The organism is Arthrobacter sp. zg-Y750, assembly GCF_020907365.1.
Taxonomy (GTDB): Bacteria; Actinomycetota; Actinomycetes; order Actinomycetales; family Micrococcaceae; genus Arthrobacter_B.
Genome location: NZ_JAJJOC010000021.1, coordinates 78,680 through 102,427, shown reverse-complemented (window position 1 = coordinate 102,427; position 23,748 = coordinate 78,680). Strand labels below are relative to the sequence as shown.

The following is a 23,748-nucleotide window of genomic DNA, read 5'->3' as shown; positions in this document are numbered from 1 at the left end:
GTTACACCGTCCGGATTCGAGGGTTGATGAGCAGGTACAGCAGGTCAACCACAATGTTGACCAGCACAAACGCGACGGCGATGGTGAGTACGGCACCCTGCACGAGGTTGGTGTCCGACGTCGTCAGGCCCACCACAATGAGGTCGCCCATGCCGTTGAGGCTGAAGATTTTCTCGATGACGACGGCGCCGCCCAGCAAGTAGCCCACGCGCAGGCCCAGCACGGTCACCGGGGTGACCAGCGCGTTGCGCAGCACGTTGCGGGCCACCACGGTGCGGTAGGGCACGCCGTTGCCGATGGCAGTGCGCACGTAGTCGCGGTCCAGTTCCTCAACCATGGAGGTGCGGACCACGCGGATCAGGGAGGCCGAGACGGGGATGCCCAGGGCCAGGGCCGGCAGCGCCATGGAGTAGAGCCAGCCGACAAACCCGTATTGGTCCGCCCAGGCCAGGCCGCCGGTGGGGAAAATGGAGCCTTCCGGCAGGGCAAACCACTGGATCAGCAGGATCGCCAGCCAGAAGGAGGGGGTGGCAATAGCAGCGATCGAGAAGATGCGGATGGCCTGGTCCGGCCAGCGGTCCCGGTAGAGGGCAGCGGCCACACCGAGGGTGAGTGAGAGGACAACAGCCAGCAGGATGCCCAGGAAGGTCAGTTGCAGGGTGACGGGGAAAGCCGCGGCAATCTTGGCGGCCACGGACTCTTCCGGCGGGTTGGTGGTGCCGAAGTCCAGCCGGATAACCCCGCCGAGGTAGCGGAAGAACTGGATCACCAGGGAGTCGTTGAGCCCCCGTTCCTCACGCCAGGCGTCCTTGGCGTCCTCGCTGGCGTTCTCACCCAGAACGGCTGTGGCGCGATCCGCGGGGACCACGGAGAGCACCACAAAGACCATGATGGTTACGCCCAGCAGCATGATCGGCAGGGCGGCCAGCCGGCGGCCCAGCAGGCGGAAAAACGTTGTCACTCAATAGCTCCAATGCAGGGGGAGGTGCTGGCGGGACGCCCAGGGGCAGGCATCCCGCCAAGTGTGCGGTGCTACTTGCGTCCTACCCCGATGAAGGACACGCCGGTGGTGGGCAGCGGCTGGAAGCCGTCCAGCGCATTGCTGTCCCAGGCGGTGGGCAGCTTGCGGTGGAACAGCGGGTACAGCGGGGCTTCCTCGGAGACGATGTCGACCACTTCGGCGTGGAGCTTCTTCGCCTTGTCCCCGTCCACCTGCACGGCCTGGTCCAGCTTCTGCTGCACGGTGGCGTATTCGGGGGTGGTGTTCCATCCGGCGCGGCCTTCCATCCAGGTGGCGCCACGGTAGAACCAGCTGAGCAGGATGTCGCCGTCGTTGCCGAAGACAGAGGGGTCGCCGGGAGCGCAGAGGACGTCGAAGTTCTTGCCGCCCACCTTTTCCGGGGCGTACACGGCAGCGGACTGCAGGATTTCCAGGGTGGTGGTCACGCCGATGGCGTCCCAGTATTCCTTGATCAGCGGCACCACGCGGGTAACCCAGCCGGTGTCGGTGGAGGTCAGCGTGATGGTCATGTCTTGCATGCCTGCCTCGGCCAGCAGCGACTTGGCCTTGGCGGCGTCGAAGCCGTAGGTGGTGGAGGCCTTGGTGTAGGACGGGTGCCCCTCCTGGAAGTACGACGACGCCGCCGTAGCGTTGCCCAGCAGGGCCTTGGAGATCACCGCGTCGGTATCGATGGCGTAGTGCAGCGCCTGGCGGACGCGCTTGTCTGCGAACTTTTCAGACGCGCAGTTGAACATCAGGAACAGCAGGCCGAAGGACTGGACGGATTCCACGTCCACCTTGGCCGCAAGCTGGTCCACGTCCAGGTACGGGACGTCCTCGATGGCCTGCGTGCGGGAGGGGACCGCCGCCACGCGGGCCGCCGGGTCGGCCAGCAGCAGCCAGGTCATATCCGCCACGCGGGCCGGGTACTTGCCGTTGTAGTCGTCGAACTTCTTGAACACGATGCGGTCTTCCTTGACCGCCGAGACCAGGCTGTAGGGGCCGGAGCCGATGGGCTTGAGGTCGAAACCGGCCGGGTCGGCCTTGACCGCGGCTTCGGGCACTACCTTGATGACCGAGATGCGGGAGCTGAAGCCCGGGAACGGGTACTTGAGCTTGAACTGCACGGTCGAGTCGTCCTTGGCGGAGACCGAGTCAATGAAGGGGATGAATCCCGCGAACAGTGATTTATTGGCCGGATCCATGACCCGCTGGAAGGAGAAGACAACGTCGGCGGTGGTGACGGGTTCGCCGTTATGGAACTTCGCGCCGTCGCGGAGCTGCACTTCGTACGTGGTGTCATCCACCTTGACCGGGTCCGCCTTGGCCAGGGCCAGGTAGGACTCCCGGGTGGCCGGGTGCAGCTCGGTGAGGCCTTCGAAGATGTGCAGGTTGGCGGCCTGCGGAGTGGCGCCGGTGGAGAGCATCGGGTCAAAGCCCGTGGAGAGCTGATAGGAAATGCCGGCTTCGATGGAACCGGTGCCCTCTGCGGCGGCACTGCCGGCGGGAGCAGGGTTACCGCCCGGGCTGCAGGCGGAAAGGGAGCCGGCAAATGCTGCCGCCGTGCCCAATACGCCGGCCAGCTTGAGGAAATTCCGCCGGCTGGAATCTTTCAAAAGCCCGCTGGATTCAAACGAAGTGCTCATCTACTGCCTCACATCCGGAAGTCACTTATCGGACGTAGGATGTCCGATGGCTGTCCCGGAAACTGTAAGCTTCGTCACATCGCTCCGTCAACCCTTCACTTTGGAAAAACCAGGTCCCCTTCCGGATAGGTAGGACATCCTATATCGTTGGCGGCAACCCCACCGGGTTCTGCTTGTGCACCACCTGCAACTCTGTCCCAGGAGGATCTCAATGAGTCTGCCCGACGCATCACTGCCGCCGGCGCGGTTCAGTGCCCAAAACCGTTCCCGTGCCCTGCAGGCGGAGATCATGGAGCTCATCCTCGACCGCGACTTGAAAGCCGGCGACGCCCTGCCCACGGAAGCGGAACTGGCCGGGGCGCTCGGCATCGGCCGGAACACGCTGCGGGAGGCGCTGAAGGTGCTGCAGGCGCTGGGTGTGGTGGAAATCCGCCACGGATTCGGCATGTTCGTGGCTCCGGCCAATTTTGACGCGCTGGCGGACGGACTGACCTTCCGGGGGCGGCTTTCGCTCCGCCACGAAGGCAAGGAAGCCCTGCAGCTGGTGGACGTGCGGCAGGCGCTGGAAGCAGGTTTGGTGGGCGAGGCGATGGACCTCTTCACACCCGAACACCTGGCCGACATCGAAGCCACCGTCCGGCAGATGGAGGCGCTGGCCGAACGCGGGGAAATCTTCACCGAGGTGGACGAAACCTTCCACTACCAGCTGTTCGAACCCCTGGGCAATGAACTGCTATCCAACCTGATGTCCGTGTTCTGGAAGGTCTACGGGAAGATCCACTCCGAACTTGGGGTTGATCCGCTGATCAACCTGCGGGAGACCGCGGCCGTCCACCGAGACATTTTCGAAGCGGTGAAAGACGGGGACAAAGAGCTGGCCTCCGAGCGGCTCCGCCGGCACTTTGACGGCATCCGCGCCGAACTCGCCAAGCTGCACGAGGCCTCATGAGCTCCCGCACCTTGAACCTAATCCGCTGCTCCGATCCCGCCGCGCTCGGGCAGGCCGCGGCCGACGTCGTCCTGGCAGCCCTGGCCGCCGCACCGGAGCCGGTCATCGGCGTCGCCACGGGTTCCTCGCCGTCGCCCCTGTACAAGGCGCTGGCCGCCAGCGGGGCGGACTTCAGCTCCGCCGCCTGGTTCGCCCTGGACGAGTATGTGGGCCTGCCGCCGGGACATCCGGAAAGCTATGCCGAAGTGCTTCGCCGGGAAATCGTGGAACCGCTGGGGCTCGACCCGCAGCGTGTCCACCTGCCGGACCCGCACCGGGTGGACCTGAAGGACGCCGCCCGCCGCTATGAACGGCAGATTGCCGCCGCGGGCGGAATTGACCTGCAGATCCTGGGCCTCGGCCGCAACGGTCACCTGGCCTTCAACGAGCCGGGGGCACCGCTGGACTCCCGCACCCGGCTGGAAACCCTGACCGAGGACACCCGCCGGGCCAACCAGCGGTTCTTTGCCTCCCTCGACGACGTGCCCACGCACTGCCTCACCCAGGGGCTCGGCACCATCCTGGAGGCCCGGCACCTGCTGCTGATTGTCCGCGGCGCAGGGAAGGCCGAGGCGCTGGCCCGGGCACTGACCGGACCGGTGGGCACGGACTGCCCCGCCTCGGTCCTCCAGACCCACGGGCACGTCACCGTCCTGGCCGACGACGACGCCGCCTCCCGGCTGAGCTGACCGCCCCGACCGCACTCCGCACCGGCGGACCCGTGCCGCCCGGGCTGGACCGGCGGGCCGGAGGACTGGTGCAGGACGATGCATGGGACCGGGCGGGTTCCCGCAGTTTGTGCCGGTTCCCGCGCCGCGCGGCGCGGGGAATTACCCAAACCGCGGGAATTCCGGACAAACCGCGGGAATTCCCGCTTAGGCCCCGGGAAGCAGCTCCGGGTGGTGCAGCTTGGCCACCTGCGGGTGCGCCCGCAGCCAACCCTTCAGCACGTTGGCACCGTAGGAGGCGAGCATGGGGTTCTCCGGATCATCGGAGATCCCGCGCGACTGCGCGGCCAGGGCCGGCGGCAGCTGCACCGGGTCAATCACGGTGTCCAGGCGAGGGGACCAGAAGAACGGGATCGCGTAGCGGTCCACGCCCGGAGCCGGTGCGGATACACGGTGGATGGTGGCCGAGAGGTAGCCCTGGGTGGCCACCTCCAGCATCTCGCCCAGGTTGACGACCAGTGCGCCGGGGATCGGTTCCACCGGCAGCCAGGTGTCGGATTCATGCGGTTTTACTTCCAGGCCGCCCACTGAATCCTGCAGCAGCAGGGTGATGAAACCGTAGTCGGCATGCGCGCCGACGCCCTGGGTGCCGGCTTCCTGCACGACGCCGCCCACATAGTGGATGAGCTTGGCCATCCACGCCGGGGTGCCAACAAACGGTTCCGTGAAGTGGTCTTCCGGCAGCTCCAGGGACACGGCGATGGCGGAAAGCAGTTCCGCGCCCACCAGTTCCATCTGCGCGGCCCAGGCCATGGAGGTGCTGCGCAGTTCCGGCAGTACGTTGTCCGGAAACAGGTTGGGCCCCTGCACCAGCCAGTACGGCTGGTCTGCGGGGTAGCCGGCAGCAGGTGCGCGTTCGGGGCCGAAGTCGATCTGTTCACGCGAATCCGGGCGCCCCCGGGTGATTTCGGTGCCCAGCCGGGTGTAGCCGCGGAAGTGCGGGGACTTGCGGTTATCCAGTGCCAGCCGGTCCTCCAGCGGCAGGTCGAAGAACTGCTTGGTGACGTCGAACAGCTTCTCCACCATCGCCTCACCGGCGCCGTAGCCCACCAGCTGGAAGAAACCGATCCGATGCGTCGCGTCACGCAGCCGGTCAATAAATTCGGGGCTGAAGGAGCCGTCCGGATTGCGGGCGGTACTCAGGTCCAGGACGGGAATTGCCTCGGGAATCTCGCTCATTCCGGCAAGCTACCACCGAGCCTTGTCAACTATGAACCAATTGTTACGAAGTGCGGTGGAACAGGTCCCCTTAAAAAGCGGTGGCCGCCGGATTGGGCGTTCCGGACGCCCATGGGATGCAATGGAGATACGCCAAGCGAAAGGTTCACCGTGGAAACCGCCAACCTGTACGACATCCCGCTCACCCTGCTGGACGGCACCGAAACCACCTTCGGAGAGCTGTTCCGCGGCAAGGCCGTGCTGGTAGTCAACGTCGCCTCCCGCTGCGGGTTCACCAAGCAGTACGAAGGCCTGCAGTCGCTCTACGAGACATACCAGGAACGGAACTTCACCGTCCTGGGCGTGCCCAGCAACCAGTTCAACGGACAGGAGCCGGGCAGCGCCGAGGAGATTGCCGAGTTCTGCAGCACCAACTTCGGCGTCACCTTCCCGCTCGCGGCCAAGACCGACGTCAACGGACCGGACCGCCACCCGCTCTACGCCGCCCTGACCCAGTTCCGCGACGGCGAACTGGGCGAAGACATTGGCTGGAACTTCGAGAAATTCCTGGTCACCGACAGCGGCGAGGTGGTTGGCCGCTTCGCCTCCGACGTCGCACCGGGCTCGCCGGAAATCCAGGAGTCCGTCGAGGCGGTCCTGCGCCTGGAGTAGCGGCCGCAGCAGGGAGCCGGCCGCGCTAGAGGACGACGGCGTCGTCCGCGGCCTGCCCCGCAGCCATGGCCTCCCAGCGCTCAAAGTAGGCCGCGCCGGCGTCGTCGTGGGTCAGTGCGCCGACCGGAAGCACCGGATACGGCGTGGCGGGCACGCCGTCCGCCGGCCGCACGTCCACGTGCGCCACGTCGAAACCGAGCCGGAACAGCTCATCGGCCATGGCGTAGTCAGTGCGCGAATCACCCATGGTCCGCCACCCTCGCGGAACCGGCGTGCCGTCGGCCTCCAGCATGGCCAGGGCGCGGCGGGCACCGAGGTCCTTGCCGACCCCGACAGCTTCAATGTCGGTGGAAATAATCGTGGGATCGATCCGGTACGCCACCGTGCCGGCAGCGTCCGGAATGGCATGGTCCAGCCGCTGCCCGCCCAGGCCGGCGAGGGACAGCTGCTCCAGGGCATCGGCGTCGAACCTGCGCTGCTCGGTGAGGTACTCAGCGTTGTCCGCGGCCACGTGCTGCTCCACGGAGAGCATGGCGAGCTTGGTTTCGTCGAAGAACATGGTCCGCGAGTATTTGGCGTCCACCAGGCCGCGGATGGTCTCGGCATAGTCGCCCGGGACCTTCAGCTCCGGATCCACCTGCGGCTGCCCTGGCCCCGTGCCGTCGAAGGAGAACCACACGGCGCCTTTTTCGCACACGGCGTGCACCCGGACGCCGGCGGGAAGCCCTGCTGCCATCATTGGCTGCATCACCTGCTCCCGGATGAAGGCATCGGAGCGCCCCGTGTTGAAGACAACGGGCCAGCCGGCGGCCGCCAGTGCCACCAGGCTGCGGATGATGGCCGGACGAACGGTCCGGGAAACGGGGCTGGCAACGGGTCCGTCGACGTCGAGCAGCAGGCCAAAGCGCGGGGCAGGGGTATTCACCCCTCCAGTATTCCAGTGCCCGCGGACCCGCCCGGACGGCCCTGCGGGCGCCGGAAGGACCGATTCAGCCGTTTAACCCCGCCCCGCACCGAGCGGCGTTGTTTCTTTGGCCCCAGATGTTCTTTACTCTGTACTAGTGATCTTCAAAGCTGTTGGCGACGTACGCCCCTACCCCGACCATGGATATGTCACACCTAAGGACTGGGCAGCGGTACCTCCCCGGCAGGTTCGCCTGGATGAACTGGTGACCACGAAGGCCACACTGGACCTCGGTGCGCTGCTGGCCGAGGACTCCACCTTTTTCGGAGACCTGTTCCCGCACGTCGTCCAATGGAAGGGCACCATGTATCTCGAAGACGGACTGCACCGGGCTGTGAGGACGGCATTGCACCAGCGGACCATTTTGCACGCACGCGTGCTGGTCCTCGATGACTAAGGAACCTCCCGACGGAGCTCCGGGCGGCCTGGCCGCCATGGACGATCGGGACGATTCGAGGCAGTGGCACGGGCACCGGATTGTTACCGGCGGCGAGCTGGGCGCGGTTTTCGCGCCCACCGACGAACCGGAGATGGTCCGGCGGGCACGGCGGCGGCGGCGGCTGCACAACTCGGTGATCGGCGTCTTGGCGCTGCTGTTGCTTTCAGCGGTGATCCTCGCGCAGGGACTGGTGTCCGGCTGGGTGAAGCTGCCCGCCGCAACAGAGATCAAAGCACCTGCAGGTCCGGCGGACGAATGTCCGGCCGGGCCTTTTCCGTATCTGGATCCGGCCACGGTGACCGTCAACATCTACAACTCGACGGCGGCTGCCGGGCTGGCCAATACGGTGGGGGCCGAGCTGGGCACCCGGGGGTTCCAGGTAGCGCAGGTGGGCAACAGCAGCGTCAACCGGGCAGGCATGACCGCGCTGATCCTGTCCGGGCCCTCGGGATTCGCCTCCGCCTACACGCTGCAGCAGCACATTCCGGACACCGAGTACGTCCGCGATGACCGCACCGACGCTTCCGTGGATATGGTCATCGGAGCCGGCTTCACGGAACTGCAGCCGCCGGAGCAGGCGGCAGCAGCCGGCCCCGGAGCACTGAGCTGTCCCGGGAACGCCACGCCCGCGGACGGGCAGTAGCCGGCAGTGGGGGACGGATTGGCGGTCCGGATTGCCACGCGGTGGCTGGATGCGGCGGATATCAGCGCTGCCGACAGCCTTGCCGAGCCGGTGCGCGCCCGTGCAGCCGCCATGTACCGCGAGGCGGACCGGCACCGCTTCCTGGCCGGACGGCTGGCAGCCCGCGCCTTGGTGGCCGGACTGCTGGGGGTACCCGAAACAGCTGTCACCGCCACCGCGCACTGCGCGGACTGCACGCACGGCAACGACGGATCACACGGCCGGCCGCTCTATTTCGTGGACGGGCAGCCGGCGCCCCTGCAGTTCAGTTTCAGCCGCAGCGGCGGATGGCTGGCCGCGGCGGCGGCGCCGGCCGGCGTCGGGGTGGACCTGGAGGACGCGGGCGCGGAGGCCTTCCAGGGGGCCGGTCTGGAAGACGTGATGGCCACTGCGGCGGAAAAGGCGGCCATCGCCGAGCTCGCCGAACCGGACCGCCCAAGGCTGCGCGCCCAGCTGTGGGTGCGCAAGGAAGCGCTGCTCAAGGCGGCCGGCCACGGGCTGCGGGTGGACCCGCGCACGGTGGAGACGGCCGCATCCGCCGTTCCGGGTGAGTCTCTGCGGGCGTCCATGCGGGCGTACGACGTCGGGCCGGAACAGTTGGGTCTTCCGGCCGGATTTGTGCTGTCCTACGCCGTCGGGGCGCCCCGGCACACGGTGGATGTCCTGGCCCCGGCGGCGGGCGCCCAGCCGGCCTAGTGTTCGGGCTGGGGATCCGGATAGCGTCGGAGCGCCGCCTGCCGGGCCGCTCCGGAGCCGCGGGAGATCCACTTCTCCAGCGGCCCCTGTTTCCCGGCCCGCTGCCAGAACACGGCAAAAACGATGAACACCGCAATCTGCAGCCAGAGTGAGAGATACGGAAGGACGGCCAGGGCGCCCGTGCCCAGGAACAGCAGGTGGGCACAGTACAGGGTAAGCGTCATCCGGCCGGGCGCGGATAACACCAGCAGGGCCTTGCCCGCGTAGCGGGCCAGGAACAACAAGGCGCCCAGCACTGCAACGGCAACACCGGTGGTGTGCAGCAGGTCCAGGGGAGTGGTGGTGTGCGGGGATACAAGCGCCAGCCACCACCAGGAGGACGTCGGCAGGTAGCCCTCGGGACCCCAGACGGCGGCGTCGCGGATCTGCTCGGCCACCAGGTCCGGATCCACCTCCACCAACCGGTCAAAACCCTGTCCCGGGCCGTCCAACAGCAGGACCGAGGCGAGCCAGGCACCGATAGCCAGCGCCGTGCCCCCGGCCAGCAGCTTCAACTGCACCGCGGATTCATTCAGCCGGAGCCGGCCCACGGCCAGCCCGGTGCAGATGTAGGCCATCCAAGGGATGGCCGGGTACGTGCCGGTGAGCAGCAGTTGGCTCAGGAAAACGCCGGGCTCGGTCAGCACCGTGCTGAAAGTCGGGTCGTAACCGGGTTCGGGGAGCGAATCCCGCAGGGCCTGCATAAGGACCGGCCCGAGCAGGGCAAACACGCCGGCCGCCGCCAGCAGCGTTCGAGTGGAAACACCCAGGAACGGTATAGCCAAGGCAAACATGGCCCCGTAGTACGCGAGGATGATGAACGCCGGCATGTCCACGTAGGCAATGGTCAGGCCCAGGGCGCAGATCATTCCGGCGCGGGCCGCCACTGCCCACCGGACCGCCGTGAGGGCGCCGCCCCGCTCAACCCGTGCCGTCCTGGTGATGAAGGCCAGGGACACCCCGGCCAGCACCGCGAAAAGAGCTGCGGCCTTTCCCGCGAACAACAGCCAGGGCAGGGTCGGCTCCAAATCACTGCCTGCTTCGGGCAGGACATGGACGGCCATCATCCCGAAAAGAGCGAGCCCTCGGGCTGCGTCCACCCCGGCGAACCGCGGCGATGCTGCAGGTGACATGTGGAACATCCCATCCGGCGAAGTTTCCGGTCCCGGGCCCGTCAGACGCGGGGCACCGGGAAGACACACGCAATCAATGCCACCTGTTCGTAACCTGTTTGAAATCTGAGTCCAGCCTGTGAGCTTTCTGGGCGGCGAAATACCTGCGGCCTCCCGGCCCAGACGCTCACGGCACCTGCCCATCCGGCCGCTATGAGGTCAGGTAGCCATGCGAGTAATCCCGGCTCCCACGGGAGTGATTAACGCCGGTCCCGAGTGCTTCCCGCGGCTGCGGTACTCGTGTAAGGCGGCCGCTGGTTGCCTATGTTTCTGCTCGGTCCCAGCCTTCTGCAGGGACGGATGCGCGGCCCGAACGGCCGCGGTTTTGAGCAGCACCAGCAGGGAGAACCGCTCTACATGAATATGCCCGAAATCCCCCAGGGCTCGGCGGCCGAATTCGAAACCGTCCGGACCCCAGCAGGACCCGGCAATGACCCTTCCCTCCACGCCACGGCGCAGGAAGCGGCGAATGCCGGCAGCAGCAAAGGCGGAGCCGCCACCCAGGTGATCACCAATCCGCCTCCCGCACGCGACGGCTTGGCGGTGTTCCACGGAGACCGCACTCCGGAACAGCGCACGCTCATGGACATCCTTACCGAAACCGTTTCCGCCTATCCGGGCGCACCCGCCATCGACGACGGCGCCGTATCGCTGAGCTACGCGGAGCTGGAGTTCCAGGTGCAGGCACTGGCCCGCAGGTTGTGGGCCGGCGGCATCGGGGCCGGAGACCGGGTGGGAATCTATGTGCCGTCCGGCTCCGTGGACCTCTACGTGGCCATACTCGGTGTGCTTTATGCCGGGGCCGCCTATGTCCCGGTCGATTCAGACGAACCGGCCGGCCGAGCAGACCTGGTCTGGGCCGAGGGCGGGGTATGCGCCGTCGTCGAGGCAGGACTGGAACTGAACCTGCTGCAGGGCGTGCCCGTGGGCGGACACAGCCCCCACCCGCACCCCGAAGACGATGCGTGGATCATTTTCACCTCGGGTTCCACCGGGAAACCCAAGGGCGTGGCCGTCACGCACCGTTCCGCCGCAGCCCTGGTGGATGCTGAGTCTTCGCTCTACTGCGTGGATGCGCCGCTCAGCCCCGGGGACCGAGTGCTGGCCGGCCTGTCGGTCAGCTTTGATGCCTCCTGCGAGGAGATGTGGCTGGCTTGGGCGCACGGCGCCTGCTTGGTCCCGGCACCGCGGTCGGTGGTCCGTTCCGGCGCGGACCTGGGGCCGTGGCTGGTGGAACGCCGGATCACCGCCGTCTCCACGGTGCCCAGCCTCGCCGCGCACTGGTCCACGGAGACCCTCCAGCGGGTGCGGCTGCTGATCTTCGGCGGAGAGGCCTGCCCCGAGGATCTGGTCCGGCGCCTGCTCGGGCCCGGGCGGGAAGTGTGGAACACGTACGGTCCGACCGAGACCACGGTCATCGCCTGCGGCGCGCTCCTGGACGGGAAACCTCCGGTCCGCATCGGGTTGCCCTTGGCCGGCTGGGATCTGGCCGTGGTCGGGGAAGACCGGCAGCCGGTGAAGTGGGGCGAGGTAGGCGAACTGGTGATCTCCGGAGTAGGAGTATCCCGCTACCTCGACCCGCAGAAGGATGCAGAGAAGTTCACGCCCCTTCCCGCGCTGGGCTGGGAACGGGCCTATTTCAGCGGCGACCATGTCCGGGCTGAACCCGAAGGCCTGGTTTTCGTGGGGCGGGTGGACGAGCAAATCAAGGTTGGCGGCCGCCGGATCGAACTGGGGGAGCTCGACGACGCGCTGAGCCGGCTGCCGGGGGTGGCGGCCGCGTCCGCTGCGGTTCATGCGACGAAATCCGGCAACAAGGTCTTGGCGGGATATCTGGTTCCGGCTGCCGGAGCGGCACTGGACCTGGCCGCGGCTCGCGCGCAGCTGGCCAAGCAGCTGCCCGCTGCCCTGGTTCCGTCCCTCGGTATTGTGGACGAGCTGCCGTTGAAGGCCTCCGGCAAGGTGGACCGCAAATCGCTGCCCTGGCCGTTGCCCATGGTCGATACACCCGCCGACGTCCGGGTGGAGCTCAACGCCGACCTCCGGTGGCTGGGACAGCGCTGGACGGACCTCCTCGGCCCGCTGCCGCTCACCGAGGAGAGCGATTTCTTTGCCCTCGGCGGTGCCAGCCTCGCCGCGGCCCAACTGGTTTCAGCCCTGCGCGAGCGGTATCCAAAGGTTTCCGTGGCTGACATCTACGAGCATCCAACCCTCAGCGCCATGTCCGAGCACTTGGCGTCCCTGCGCGATTCAGAGCTGGATGTCCGGCCCACGCCGCAGTCACCGTGGTGGCTGGGCCTGGCCCAGACCCCGCTGATTATTGCCCTCTACGGGATCACCGGCCTCCGGTACGTCACCGGCATCGCCGTGGTGTGCATGGTCATGACCCACACGGTGGGCAGCCCGTGGACACCGGATCCGCCGCTGATTCCGACCCTGGCCGCCTGGCTCGCCCTGTACAGCCTGCCGGCCCGGATGCTGGGCGCGGTGGTCTCCTGCCGGCTCCTGCTGGTAGGCGTGGGTCCCGGGATCTACCGCCGCGGCGGCAGCACGCACCTGCGGCTGTGGGCTGCTGAACGGATTGTGACGTACTGCAAGCTGGAACCCATCATGGGCACACCCCTGGGCACTTGGTACGCCCGCGCGCTGGGTTGCCGGGTGGGTGAGGACGTGCACCTGGACGCCATGCCGCCGGTTACCGGCTTCGCCTCCTTCGGCGACCGGTCCTCCATCGAGTATGAAGTGGACCTGGCCGGGCATTGGGTGGAGGGCGGACAGCTGCACATTGGTGCGGTGCACGTGGCCGACGACGCCCGGATCGGCACCCGCTCCACGCTGATGGGCGGCGCGAAGGTCGGCCGGGGAGCCGAAACCGAGCCGGGAACCCTGGTCTCCGGGGAAGTCCCCGCCGGCGAGCTCTGGGCGGGATCGCAGATGCAGAAGGTGGGCACGGCCGGCGGCGGCTGGCCCGCGGACCCGGCAACCGCACCGCAGACACGCGGTGTGCGGCTGCTCTACTCTGCGGCGCTGGGCGGACTGACCCTGCTTAACCTGGCCTCCCTGGTCCCCGGCTCTGCCCTGATGCTGTGGCTCCTGAACGGGGTTGGTTCCTTGACGGAAGCCCTGTGGATCCTTGCCCTCTGGTCACCGGTTTTTGTGGTCAGCGCCATGGTGACCTATCTGATGCTGATAGCCGCCGTGGTCCGCTCCACGGCCAGGCTGATGCCCCCGGGCATGCACCCGGCTAACGGCGTGTCCGGGTGGGCCTCCTGGCTGAGCACCCTGCTGCTGAGCCGCTCCCTGATCACCATGTACCCGCTGTACGCCAGTGTGCTTACCCCCGCATGGCTGCGCCTGCTGGGAGCCAAAGTGGGCCGGCACGTGGAAATCTCCACCATGGAAACCGTTCCGCACCTCACGGACCTGGGCGACCGGTCTTTCCTGGCGGACCACTCCATGGTCTCCATGCGGCGGGTCCGGAAAGGCTGGCTCCACCTGGGGCCGGCGGGTGTGGGTGAAAAATCCTTCGTGGGTAACTCCGCCATAGTGGGGCCGGACACCCGGGTGCCGGAGAATTCCCTCATCGCTGTCCTGTCCTCGGCGCCTGCGCAGATGCCTGCAGGTAGCTCGTGGTTCGGCCGCCCGGCCGTGGAACTGCCCCGTCCGGTGCAGGTGGGGGACACCTCACGGACCTACGAACCTCCCCGCCGGTTACTGGTTGCCCGCAGCGCCGTGGAAGCCTGCCGGATCCTGCCGGCGGTGATCACCGCCTGGCTGGCCCTGGTCACCGTGTGGGTGCTGTCCGCCCTGTGGGACACCTTCGGTTTCCTGGCCGCCGTTATATGGTCCGGGCCGGTGCTGCTGGTCAGCGGTATTGCCGCGGCGCTGCTTGCCGTGGCGGCGAAATGGCTCCTGGTGGGCCGCTTCGAGGCCACCGAACATCCGCTGTGGAGCTCATTTGTGTGGCGCAATGAACTGGCCGATGTGTTCTCCGAATCGCTGGCCGTACCGGGGCTGGTCCGGATGAGCCTGGGCACCCCCATGCTCAACGCCTGGCTGCGCTGGATGGGCGCACGGATCGGCCGCAGCGTGTGGTGCGAAACGTGGTGGCTTCCGGAGTTCGACCTGATAGAAGTGGGCGACGGTGCCAGCATCAACCGCGGAACCGTCCTGCAGACCCACCTCTTCCACGACCGCATCATGCGGCTGGACGAGGTGCGGCTGGAAGACGGCTCCACCCTTGGCCCGAACAGCATCGTCCTGCCGGGCAGCGCCATCGAAGAAGGCGGCACCGTGGGCGGCTGCTCGCTGCTGATGCGGGGCGAAAGCGTCCCGGTCAACAGCGCCTGGTGCGGAAACCCGCTGGCGCACTGGGACCAAAGCCGTCCTGCCCAGCGGCGGGCACGGCACCGCAAAATGAACCAGTACAAATCCGCAGGAGCAAGGGTATGAACACTTATACGGGCAGCACCGGGGAAACCGCAGCGGACATGGTCTGCCGCCGGTTCGGGCGGATCCTCACCGCCATGGTTACGCCGCTGGACGAGCACGGCCAGCTGGACCAGAACGGCGCCGAGGAACTCACCCGCTGGCTCCTGCGGGACGGCTGGAACGATGCCGTGGTGGTCAATGGAACCACCGGCGAGTCCTTTGCGACCTCGGACTGGGAAAAGGCGTCCATGGTCCATTCGGCCAAACGCGTCACGCAGGGAACCGGGCGGCGGGTCATCGCCGGCGTGGGGTCCACCGACACCCGGCACAGCATTGCGCTGGCGCGCGCCGCCGCCGAGCAGCAGGCGGACGGGCTGCTGGTAGTGGCTCCGTACTACTCACGCCCGTCGCAAAAGGGCCTGCTGCGCCACTTCGAGGCCATAGCCGACAGCACCGACCTCCCGGTCATGCTCTATGACATCCCTGTCCGCACCGGCGTCGCCATTGCACCGGAAACCCTGGTGGCCGCCGGGAAACACCCGAACATCGTGGCGGTCAAGGATGCCAAGGGAGACCTGGCCTCCTCCTCATGGGTCATGCAGCACAGCTCCCTGGTCTACTACTCGGGAGACGACGTCCTGAACCTGCCCCTGCTCTCCATCGGCGCCGTCGGCATGGTCTCGGTGGTGGGGCACGTCGCCGCTGACCGGCTGCGGGCGCTCGCCGCAGCCTTCGCCGGAGGCCGGGTGGACGAGGCGCTTCGGATCCACCGCGAACTGCTGCCTATCTACACCGGAATGTTCCGCTGCCCGGGGGCTGCGTCCGCCAAGGCCGCACTGCGGAAACTGGGTCTTCCGGCCGGTCCTGTGCGCGGTCCGCTCGCAGACCTCGATGCGGATGAAACCGCGCTGCTGCTCGCAGACCTCTCCGCGGCTGGGTTGCCCACTACGCTTGCGCACGGCACGGCGGTCCCTGATGCTCTAGCTCCGACGCATTGACTGTGGCGGAGGAAGGGGGGTGGCGGTGAGTGAACCGACCCGGACAGGCGCGGCCAAGCGCCGCATAGGGGGCGTCGACGCAGCCAGGGGGGCGGCGTTGGTGGCAATGATGGCCATCCACGTCCTTCCCGGCTGGAACGAAGACTTTGAACCCACCTTCACCTGGCTGGTATTCGCAGGACGGGGCGCTGCACTGTTTGCCCTCCTGGCCGGGGTATCCCTGGCCTTTATGTCCGGAGGGCAGTATCCGCCGCGCGGCGAGCGCATGACGGCGGCGCGGCTGGGGCTTGCCGTGCGCGCAGTCCTGATCACCGTCATCGGGCTTTTGCTGGGATTCCTGGTGATCTACGCGCAGGTCATCCTGGTCTATTACGGGGTGATGTTCCTGCTGGCGCTGCCGTTGCTTCGGCTGCGTGCGCGGACACTCCTGATCCTGTCAGCGCTGATCGCCCTCACCGCTCCGGTGCTGATGCAGGCAACCCGGGACTCACTGGCCGACATGGGCGGGGTGGAACCGAATTTTTCCACGCTGGTGCAGGCGCCGGGGGATGTCTTGGGCCAGGTGCTGCTCAGCGGCACTTATCCGGCCCTGCCTTGGATGGCCTATGTATGCGCGGGACTGGCGATTGGGCGGCTGGACCTCGCCGAGCGCAAGGTCCAGCTCCGGCTGGTCGTGGCCGGAGTGGGCCTCGCCGTAGCCACAGCGGCCCTGTCGGCATTTCTGCTGGGACCGCTGGGCGGCCGGGACCAGCTGGTGGACGCTGCCTCTGTATGGTCCTCCACCCCCGAGGAGACCGTGTACGACACCCTGATGTGGGGCCCGGATCCCACGCTGCCAACGGACACGTGGTGGTGGTTGGCTTCCTTGACGCCCTACTCCAGCACGCCGCTGGTCCTGCTCAATACAATCGGCACGGCGGTGGCGTTCCTCGGAATCCTCCTCCTGCTGGGCAAGGCAGCCTCCGCAGTGCTTGCCCCACTGGCCGTCCTGGGGAAAATGACCCTGACCCTGTACTCACTGCATCTGTTGCTCCTGGCCACCGGCCTGTTCGAGGACCGGCCGCCCCTGTCCCTGATTGTGCAGCTCATGATCGTGGCAGGCTTCGCCTACGCCTGGCAACGGTTCAACGCGCAGGGCCCGCTCGAACGGGTTGTATCCGAAGCGTCTAAACGGGTCCGCAGCACATATCTGGAACGGGCGGGCAGAAAAGCGACCGCTCAACGGACTGCCGAATACGGAGCGGAACGGAAGCCCGGCGAGGCCCGGCTCCCCTCCGGGACGCCGGCCGGGACGGAAGGGCAGCCGTTTTCGATCCGCAGCGCGGCGCCACCGCCGCCATCCACTCCGCCGTCCATCCAGCCGGACAGAGTTTCCCCTTCCGCCTCGGCTGCCCCACCGCCGCCCATGGGGAGGCGGCAGGCGCTGGAAGCAGAGGCCCGGGACAGGCACCGTAACCGGCAGCGCAGCTGATGCCTTTAACCTCCCGGCAGCGGATGCTGAGGGCTGTGCTGGGCGCTGTATTCGGCTCGGCGCTGCTCGCGGCGCCAGCTGCTGCCTCTCCGCAGGAAGCGGACCCGTGCGCCCGCCTCACCGCAGGGGAGGTGCGGTACGACGTGGCCGACGCCGAGCGCGTCACCTTCGCAACGGCGGAAACGTACGGCGCCACGGAGACCCGCCTAATCGGCTGTGTACGCCAAGGGGACAGCTACGTGCAGGAGTGGAAGTCGTGGGGGTTCAGCGGCCGCAACGGGTTCGCCCCGCCGGGAAGCATGTGGGAGAACACGCTGTATTCGCCGACCGGGTCCTTCACGATAACGGAGGCCCTGGGACGTGCCAATCCCGGAACGCAGCTGACCTATTACACGCTGAACCCCGCCTCGCGGTGGGGCGGGGAACACGGTCCCAGCTACAACCAGTACTTCGAGGGCACGGGCGGGCCGGCGGATGAAAACCTTTGGGGGTACATGCAGCAGGGACTATACGAGCAGGCGGCCGTCATCAACTGGAACCGCCCGCCGGACATGCCCACCCGCCAGGGTGCCTCTTTTGCCATCTTCTTCCACGCCGGGTACGCGCCCACCTGGGGGTGCATATCCACGGATTTGTCCACGGTGGTGCGGTTGCTGAAAACCGCGGTCCCCGGGGATCGCATCGTGATGGGCACGGTGGATGACGTTTTCACTACCTCCACGGCAGCTGCCGACGGCGTGGCCTCCGCGGCGGCCCGCGCGGAAGAAAAAGCAGAAGCCGCGCAGGACCGGGCCGAGACCATGACCACCGGTGCAGCCACCCTGGCGGTGGTTGCCGCGATGGCGTTTGTGATCCGGCTGGCCTTCCGGAGCGCCGGCCGCAAACACAGGCCCGACGGCGGCGCGGGCGGCACCCGGCCGGAGCCATCAACGGAGTCATCAACGGAGAAACCAACCGAGAAACCAACGGAACGACCGCTGCCGGAGGGACCGCCGGCGGAAGGGTCTGCTGCGGAAGAATCCCGGACGGGCTCTTCCGTTCGCGGCACCAGCCGGTGAGCCGGGCCTGCATTGGGCTGCTGGATTGAATAAACTGCTGGGGTGAACCGAATTTCCGCCGCCCCGGGCTACCTGAATGGACGCTGACGCAGCGGAAGCAGGCCGGCGGCTGTATGAGGAACGCATGGCGTTCCTGCCCGGGCTATGGATGCCCGAAGCCCCGGCATGGGAGAGCCTGCCGGAAGAAGACCGGTTGCGCTGGATCCGATACGCCTCAGAACTCCCGGCAGAGGGCCTTTCCGGCTCCGACGACTAGTTTGCCCCCCGGGACGGGAAAACTTCGGACGGGTAAACTTCGGACGGGTAAACCAGTCGGGGCAGCCCTGACCCCGACTACGCGTACCTGCCGCCCCGCCGCCGTGGCATGCTCTCCGGCATGCAGCAGGCCGGAGAGCAGCGGAGCGCCCCTGATCCTTACACCCCCACCCACGGCAGCGATGAGGTGAACATTCACCACTATGACCTGCGGCTGGACTACAGCGTCAGGTCCAACCGGCTGGCGGCCGTGGCCCACCTGGCCGGAACCGTCCGAAATCATCCGGACCGCACGGACCGCACCGACCGGATTGTCCTGGATCTGGACCGGCGGTTGCGGGTGGAAGAAGTGCGGCTGGTGTGCCGGCAAGGCGCCGATGCCGGCTTCGCCCCGGCGGACCCCACGGCCGGGGATCCGGTGGCCGTCCGCAGTTTCCGGCAGCGCCGGGCAAAGCTGGAGGTACTGCCGGAACGTCCGCTGGCGGGCGGCGAAAACTTCGTGCTGTCCATCCGCTACCGCGGAAAACCGCGGCCAGACGCCGGGCAGTGGGGGGACATCGGCTGGGAGGAACTGACCGACGGGGTGCTGGTGGCAGGGCAGCCAACCGGGGCGCCGTCGTGGTTTCCCTGCAATGACCTGCCTTCTGAAAAGGCGCGGTACCGCCTCAGTGTGACCGTTGAGGAAGGCTACCGGGTGGCCGGCAACGGCGCTCTGGTGTCGCGGACCGCCGGGAAGGGGCGGGAAACCTGGGTATTTGAGCAGACCGAGCCGATGGCGACGTATCTGGCCACCGTGCAGATCGGCCGGTATCGGAACATGGGTCTGCCGGGGCGGGTGCCGCAGTCCGTTCTCGTACCGCCCTCGCTGGCAGGCGCAGCCCGGACCGCACTAGGCCGGCAAGAAGCCATGATGGATCTGTTCACGGCTAGGTTCGGACCGTATCCGTTCAAAACCTACACTGTGGTGGTCGCCGATGACCGGCTGGAGATCCCCCTGGAAGCCCAGTCGGTGTCCGTTTTCGGCCGCAACCATTTGGAGACCGCGGGGGAGCCGCTGGTGGCCCATGAACTGGCCCACCAGTGGTTCGGGAACTCAGTGACTGCACGCAGCTGGAAGGACATCTGGCTGCACGAGGGTTTTGCCACCTACGCGGAATGGGTGTGGGTCGAAGCCGCCGACGGCGAGGATACCGACGAGCGGGCCCACCGCGAGCTGGCGTGGCTGCGGGGCCAGCGGCAGGACCTGCAGCTGGCCGATCCCGGCCCGGCAGCCATGTTCGACGAACGGGTGTACCGCCGTGGTGCCGTGGCCCTGCATCTGCTGCGCCGTGCCGCCGGGGACGGGGCCTTCTTTTATCTCCTGCAGGAGTGGACGTCCCGATACCGGCACGGTTGTGCGGATACCGGGAACTTCCTGGACCTGGCCGAGCGCATTTGCGGTTCAGCCGGCGTTTCGGCCGCCGGGCTGCTCACTCCATGGCTGTACGAACCGGCGCTGCCGGCCGCCCGCCCCGCCTAGGCCGGATGGGATTCCTGCCAGGCCTGGTCCAGCGCCGACGCGAAGAGGTCAGTGGGCTGGGCACCGGAAATGCCGTACTTGTCATCCAGCACAAAGAACGGCACGCCGCTGATGCCGAGTGACCGGGCCTGGGCAATGTCGGCGTTGACGTCCTCGGCGAACTCCTCGGCGGCCAGCATGGACCGCACCCGCTCCGGATCCAGGCCTACCCGGCTGCCGATCTCGGCAAGGGTATCCACCGCTCCGATGTCCTGCCCCTTCTCGAAGTGGGCGGAGAGCAGCGCCTCCTTGGCGGCGTCGGCAGCGCTGTTGCCGCCCTCGGCGCGGGCCAGATGGATCAGCCGGTGTGCGGAGAAGCTGTTGGCAACCACCAGCGAGTCATAGTCATAGGACAGGCCCTCACCGGCGGCCTGGACAGTGACCTGCTCCAGCATTCCGGCCAGCTGCCCGGGATCGATGCCCTTGCGCTCGCTCAGGTACTGGGCCTCGGTGCCGTCGTAGTGTTCGGGCAGGGAGGGGTCGAGCTGGAAGCTGCGCCACTGCACTTCCACCTCGTCCCGGTGCGGGAAGGCGGCCAGTGCGGCCTCGAAGCGGCGCTTGCCGATGTAGCACCACGGGCAGGCAATGTCGGACCAGATATCAATCTTCATACCGGCTCCAACGCAGAAAGGACCGGGAGGCATTCCCGCACTGTCGAAACAGTGCAGAACACGCTCCCGGTCCCTGCCTGCGCGGATACTGAAGCGGTATCCGCACTAACCCCTACCCCCAGGGGTTAGGCCGGCGCCAGCTCCTGCGATTCGTGCAGGAAGCGGGCGTAGGCAGGCACGGTGAGGAAGGTCGGGAAATGCTCCCCGCACGCCACTTCCTCAAAGAGTTCACGGGCGTCCTTGAACCGGTCACCGTCGAAACGCTGCAGGTTGCCGAACTCCTCGTCGAGCAGTTCCTCCACCCACTGGTGCGTCACGATCTCGCCGTCGTCAGTCACGGCCGAGGTGTGGATCCACTGCCAGATCTGCGAGCGGGAGATTTCCGCTGTGGCGGCGTCCTCCATCAGGTTGTTGATGGCCGCTGCACCGTTGCCGCGCAGCCAGGACTCGATGTAGCGGATGCCCACCTCGATGTTGCTGCGGATGCCGGCCTCGGTGATAACACCCGGGGTGGAAGCAATGTCCAGCAGCGCCTTGTCATCGGGCACCACGTCCTCGCGGGTCCGCTCCAGCTGGTTCGGGCGCTCGCCGAGTACGCCGTCGAACACCTCCATGGCCACCGGCACCAGGTCCGGATGCGCCACCCAGGAGCCGTCGAAGCCGTCGCCGGCCTCGCGGGTCTTGTCGGCGCGCACCTTCTCCATGGCGACGTCGTTGGCCGCGGCGTCCTTGCGGTTCGGGATGAAGGCGGCCATGCCGCCGATGGCGTGTGCCCCGCGCCGGTGGCAGGCACGCACCAGCTGCTCGGTGTAGGTGCGCATGAACGGCGCCGTCATGGTCACCATGTTGCGGTCCGGCAGGACAAACCGGGGGCCGCGGGTGCGGAAGTTCTTGATCACCGAGAAGATGTAGTCCCAGCGCCCGGCGTTCAGGCCGGCGGCGTGGTCTTTCAGTTCGTAGAGGATTTCCTCCATCTCGAAGGCCGCGGTGATGGTTTCGATCAGCACGGTGGCCCGGATGGTGCCCTGCGGGATGCCCATGAGGTCCTGTGCCAGCACAAAGATGTCATTCCACAGGCGGGCTTCGAGGTGGTTTTCAATCTTCGGCAGGTAGAAGTAGGGGCCGCGGCCCTGCGAGATCAGACGCTGCGCGTTGTGGAAGAAGTACAGGCCGAAGTCCACGATGCCGCCGGCAATGGGGGTGTTGTCGATCAGCATGTGCTTTTCGGGCAGGTGCCAGCCGCGGGGACGGACCACAATGGTGGGCAGGTCCGTCAAAGAGGAACCGCTGAGCTTGTATTCCTTGCCTTCCGGGGAGGTGAAGTCGATCTTCCGGTCCAGGGCGTCGCGCAGGTTCAACTGTCCGTTGACCACGTTGGACCACGACGGCGTGGAGGAGTCCTCCATGTCAGCCAGCCAGACCTTGGCACCGGAGTTCAGTGCATTGATGGTCATCTTGCGGTCCACCGGGCCGGTGATTTCCACCCGGCGGTCCTCCAGCCCGGGGGCCGTGGGAGCCACCCGCCAGGTCCCGTCTTCGCGGATGCTGCGGGTTTCGGCCAGGAACGTCGGGTCCGCGCCGTTGGAGATCTGCGTCCGGCGGGCCTGGCGCTGCTGCAGGAGTTCCTGCCGGCGGCTGGCCGTGGCCTTGTGCAGCGCCTTGACGAAGTCCAACGCCTGCGGGGTGAGGATCTCTTCCTGACGCCGCACGGCGGGGGCGGTCAGCGAAATTCCGTTCAGGGTGATCGGGTCATTCATGGCGTTCTCCTTGGGGTAATTCAAAGCAGTGGGGTGATTCTGCGGGGGCGGGGCCGGTGCGGCCGGCGCCCCCGCAGAATCCGGCTGAAGAGCCGGGGTTAGTGGAACTGGCTGGATTCCGTGGAACCGGCCAGGGCCAGGGTGCTGCCCTCGGGGTTCAGCGCGGTGGCGATGGCGTCGAAGTAACCGGTGCCAACCTCACGCTGGTGCTTGGTGGCGGTGTAGCCGCGGGACTCGGAGCCGAACTCCTTTTCCTGCAGTTCCACGTAGGCACTCATACCGTTGCGGGCGTAGCCGTGGGCCAGATCGAACATCGAGTAGTTCAGGGCGTGGAAGCCGGCCAGGGTGATGAACTGGAACTTGAAGCCCATGGCGCCGAGTTCGCGCTGGAACTTGGCGATGGTGTCATCATCCAGGTGCTTCTTCCAGTTGAAGGACGGCGAGCAGTTGTACGCCAGCATCTGGTCCGGGAATTCGGAGCGGACAGCCTCGGCGAACTTGCGGGCCAGCTCCAGATCCGGGGTGCCGGTCTCCATCCAGATCAGGTCCGAGTAGGGCGCGTAGGCCTTGGCCCGGGCGATGCAGGGCTCAATGCCGTTGCGGACCTTGTAGAAGCCTTCGGCTGTGCGCTCGCCCGTGATGAACTCGGCATCCCGCTCGTCGACGTCGGACGTGATCAGGGTGGCTGCCTCGGCATCGGTGCGGGCAATAACCACGGTGGGGGTGCCGGCGACGTCGGCCGCGAGGCGGGCTGCGTTCAGGGTGCGGATGTGCTGGCCGGTGGGGATCAGGACCTTGCCGCCGAGGTGGCCGCACTTCTTCTCCGAGGCGAGCTGGTCTTCCCAGTGCACGCCGGAGGCGCCGGCCTGGATCATGGACTTCATCAGCTCGTAGGCGTTCAGCGGGCCGCCGAAACCTGCCTCGGCGTCGGCCACAATCGGCACCATGTAGTCATCCACGCTCTGGATGCCTTCGGCGAACTCGATCTGGTCGGCGCGCAGCAGGGCGTTGTTGATGCGGCGGACAACGGTGGGCACCGAGTTGGCTGGGTACAGGGACTGGTCCGGGTAAGTGTGGCCGGAGTTGTTGGCATCGGCCGCTACCTGCCAGCCGGAAAGGTAGATGGCCTTCAGGCCGGCCTTGACCTGCTGCACGGCCTGGTTGCCGGTGAGGGCGCCCAAGGCATTGGTGTAGCCCTCATCGCCGGCGCCCCGCAGCTGGTCCCAGAGCTTCTCGGCGCCGCGGCGTGCCAGCGTGTGCTCTTCCTGCACGCGGCCGCGCAGCTTCACAACGTCTTCGGCGGTGTAGTCCCGCTCGATGCCTTCCCAGCGGGGGTCACTGGCCCATTCCTGGGTGAGCTGCTCGGCCGTGGGGGCGGTGTTCTGGTCCTGGCTCATTGCTAAATCTCCTCGAATTCATTTCATT

At 67.1% G+C, this 23,748-nt stretch carries 20 protein-coding genes; 12 read left to right on the top strand and 8 right to left on the bottom strand.

Translation table 11 applies throughout. The features are described 5' to 3' along the window. Position 1 precedes the first annotated feature (1 nt). Complete coding sequence (locus LOC57_RS13565; protein ID WP_227913076.1) at positions 2–961, bottom strand: ABC transporter permease; 960 nt, start codon at positions 959–961, stop codon at positions 2–4. Between the two features lie 71 nt (positions 962–1,032). Continuing rightward, the gene (locus tag LOC57_RS13560) at positions 1,033–2,646 is read right to left on the bottom strand and encodes an ABC transporter substrate-binding protein (protein ID WP_227913077.1); all 1,614 of its coding nucleotides are present in this window, start codon (positions 2,644–2,646) and stop codon (positions 1,033–1,035) included. Between the two features lie 211 nt (positions 2,647–2,857). Between LOC57_RS13560 and LOC57_RS13555 the strand changes: the two genes are divergently transcribed. Next, on the top strand, positions 2,858–3,595 hold the full coding sequence (locus LOC57_RS13555; RefSeq protein WP_227913078.1) for a FadR/GntR family transcriptional regulator: 738 nt from the start codon (positions 2,858–2,860) through the stop codon (positions 3,593–3,595). Then, the gene (locus LOC57_RS13550; RefSeq protein ID WP_229960369.1) at positions 3,592–4,323 is read left to right on the top strand and encodes a glucosamine-6-phosphate deaminase; all 732 of its coding nucleotides are present in this window, start codon (positions 3,592–3,594) and stop codon (positions 4,321–4,323) included. The genes LOC57_RS13555 and LOC57_RS13550 overlap by 4 nt, the downstream gene beginning before the upstream one ends. 186 nt (positions 4,324–4,509) lie before the next feature. Here the strand turns inward: LOC57_RS13550 and LOC57_RS13545 are convergent, their stop codons facing one another. Next, on the bottom strand, positions 4,510–5,541 hold the full coding sequence (locus tag LOC57_RS13545; protein WP_229960367.1) for an isopenicillin N synthase family dioxygenase: 1,032 nt from the start codon (positions 5,539–5,541) through the stop codon (positions 4,510–4,512). 150 nt (positions 5,542–5,691) lie between these two features. Between LOC57_RS13545 and LOC57_RS13540 the strand changes: the two genes are divergently transcribed. Beyond that, the gene (locus LOC57_RS13540; protein ID WP_283997817.1) at positions 5,692–6,192 is read left to right on the top strand and encodes a glutathione peroxidase; all 501 of its coding nucleotides are present in this window, start codon (positions 5,692–5,694) and stop codon (positions 6,190–6,192) included. A 25-nt stretch (positions 6,193–6,217) separates the two neighbouring features. Here LOC57_RS13540 and LOC57_RS13535 read toward each other — a convergent pair whose 3' ends face one another. Then, positions 6,218–7,117, bottom strand: a complete 900-nt coding sequence (locus LOC57_RS13535; protein WP_229960365.1) for a hypothetical protein — start codon at positions 7,115–7,117, stop codon at positions 6,218–6,220. Between the two features lie 136 nt (positions 7,118–7,253). Between LOC57_RS13535 and LOC57_RS13530 the strand changes: the two genes are divergently transcribed. Genes LOC57_RS13530 through LOC57_RS13520 form a run of 3 tightly spaced genes read left to right on the top strand, consistent with a single transcriptional unit; the run spans position 7,254 to position 8,973 of the window. Next, complete coding sequence (locus tag LOC57_RS13530) at positions 7,254–7,553, top strand: type II toxin-antitoxin system VapB family antitoxin (RefSeq protein ID WP_227904874.1); 300 nt, start codon at positions 7,254–7,256, stop codon at positions 7,551–7,553. Continuing rightward, positions 7,546–8,238 carry a LytR C-terminal domain-containing protein gene (locus LOC57_RS13525; RefSeq protein WP_227913082.1) on the top strand — a complete coding sequence of 231 codons (693 nt, stop codon included), beginning with the start codon at positions 7,546–7,548 and terminating at the stop codon, positions 8,236–8,238. The genes LOC57_RS13530 and LOC57_RS13525 overlap by 8 nt, the downstream gene beginning before the upstream one ends. A gap of 6 nt (positions 8,239–8,244) precedes the next feature. After that, positions 8,245–8,973: a 4'-phosphopantetheinyl transferase superfamily protein gene (locus LOC57_RS13520; RefSeq protein ID WP_229960364.1), complete on the top strand. Its 729-nt coding sequence runs from the start codon at positions 8,245–8,247 to the stop codon at positions 8,971–8,973. Here LOC57_RS13520 and LOC57_RS13515 read toward each other — a convergent pair. Beyond that, entirely contained in the window at positions 8,970–10,145 is a 1,176-nt protein-coding gene (locus LOC57_RS13515) for a heparan-alpha-glucosaminide N-acetyltransferase domain-containing protein (protein ID WP_229960361.1), read from the bottom strand. The two genes, LOC57_RS13520 and LOC57_RS13515, sit on opposite strands and share 4 nt — an antisense overlap. Positions 10,146–10,448: 303 nt before the next feature. On the opposite strand from LOC57_RS13515, the gene LOC57_RS13510 reads away from it, so the two are divergent. The 6 genes from LOC57_RS13510 to LOC57_RS13485 all read left to right on the top strand — a co-directional run bounded on the left by LOC57_RS13510 (position 10,449) and on the right by LOC57_RS13485 (position 19,916). Then, positions 10,449–14,636 (top strand): Pls/PosA family non-ribosomal peptide synthetase, encoded by a 4,188-nt coding sequence (locus LOC57_RS13510; protein ID WP_229960497.1) that lies wholly within the window; start codon positions 10,449–10,451, stop codon positions 14,634–14,636. Continuing rightward, the gene (gene dapA / locus LOC57_RS13505) at positions 14,633–15,613 is read left to right on the top strand and encodes a 4-hydroxy-tetrahydrodipicolinate synthase (protein WP_229960359.1); all 981 of its coding nucleotides are present in this window, start codon (positions 14,633–14,635) and stop codon (positions 15,611–15,613) included. Before LOC57_RS13510 ends, dapA begins: the two co-directional genes overlap by 4 nt. Positions 15,614–15,638: 25 nt before the next feature. After that, positions 15,639–17,084, top strand: a complete 1,446-nt coding sequence (locus tag LOC57_RS13500) for a heparan-alpha-glucosaminide N-acetyltransferase domain-containing protein (protein ID WP_229960357.1) — start codon at positions 15,639–15,641, stop codon at positions 17,082–17,084. Then, positions 17,084–18,142 (top strand): hypothetical protein, encoded by a 1,059-nt coding sequence (locus tag LOC57_RS13495; RefSeq protein ID WP_229960355.1) that lies wholly within the window; start codon positions 17,084–17,086, stop codon positions 18,140–18,142. Before LOC57_RS13500 ends, LOC57_RS13495 begins: the two co-directional genes overlap by 1 nt. 76 nt (positions 18,143–18,218) lie before the next feature. Next, complete coding sequence (locus LOC57_RS13490) at positions 18,219–18,398, top strand: hypothetical protein (protein ID WP_227913088.1); 180 nt, start codon at positions 18,219–18,221, stop codon at positions 18,396–18,398. Between the two features lie 120 nt (positions 18,399–18,518). Continuing rightward, a complete protein-coding gene (locus tag LOC57_RS13485) occupies positions 18,519–19,916 on the top strand; it encodes a M1 family metallopeptidase (RefSeq protein ID WP_229960352.1) in 1,398 nt (465 codons plus the stop codon). Here LOC57_RS13485 and LOC57_RS13480 read toward each other — a convergent pair. The 3 genes from LOC57_RS13480 to aceA form a co-directional block, all read right to left on the bottom strand. Then, positions 19,913–20,566: a DsbA family oxidoreductase gene (locus tag LOC57_RS13480; RefSeq protein WP_227913090.1), complete on the bottom strand. Its 654-nt coding sequence runs from the start codon at positions 20,564–20,566 to the stop codon at positions 19,913–19,915. The two genes, LOC57_RS13485 and LOC57_RS13480, sit on opposite strands and share 4 nt — an antisense overlap. Positions 20,567–20,691: 125 nt before the next feature. Beyond that, the gene (aceB, locus tag LOC57_RS13475) at positions 20,692–22,323 is read right to left on the bottom strand and encodes a malate synthase A (protein WP_227913091.1); all 1,632 of its coding nucleotides are present in this window, start codon (positions 22,321–22,323) and stop codon (positions 20,692–20,694) included. Positions 22,324–22,421: 98 nt separating this feature from the next. Next, positions 22,422–23,720, bottom strand: coding sequence for an isocitrate lyase (gene aceA / locus LOC57_RS13470; RefSeq protein WP_227913092.1), 1,299 nt, complete (start codon positions 23,718–23,720; stop codon positions 22,422–22,424). Positions 23,721–23,748 lie beyond the last annotated feature (28 nt).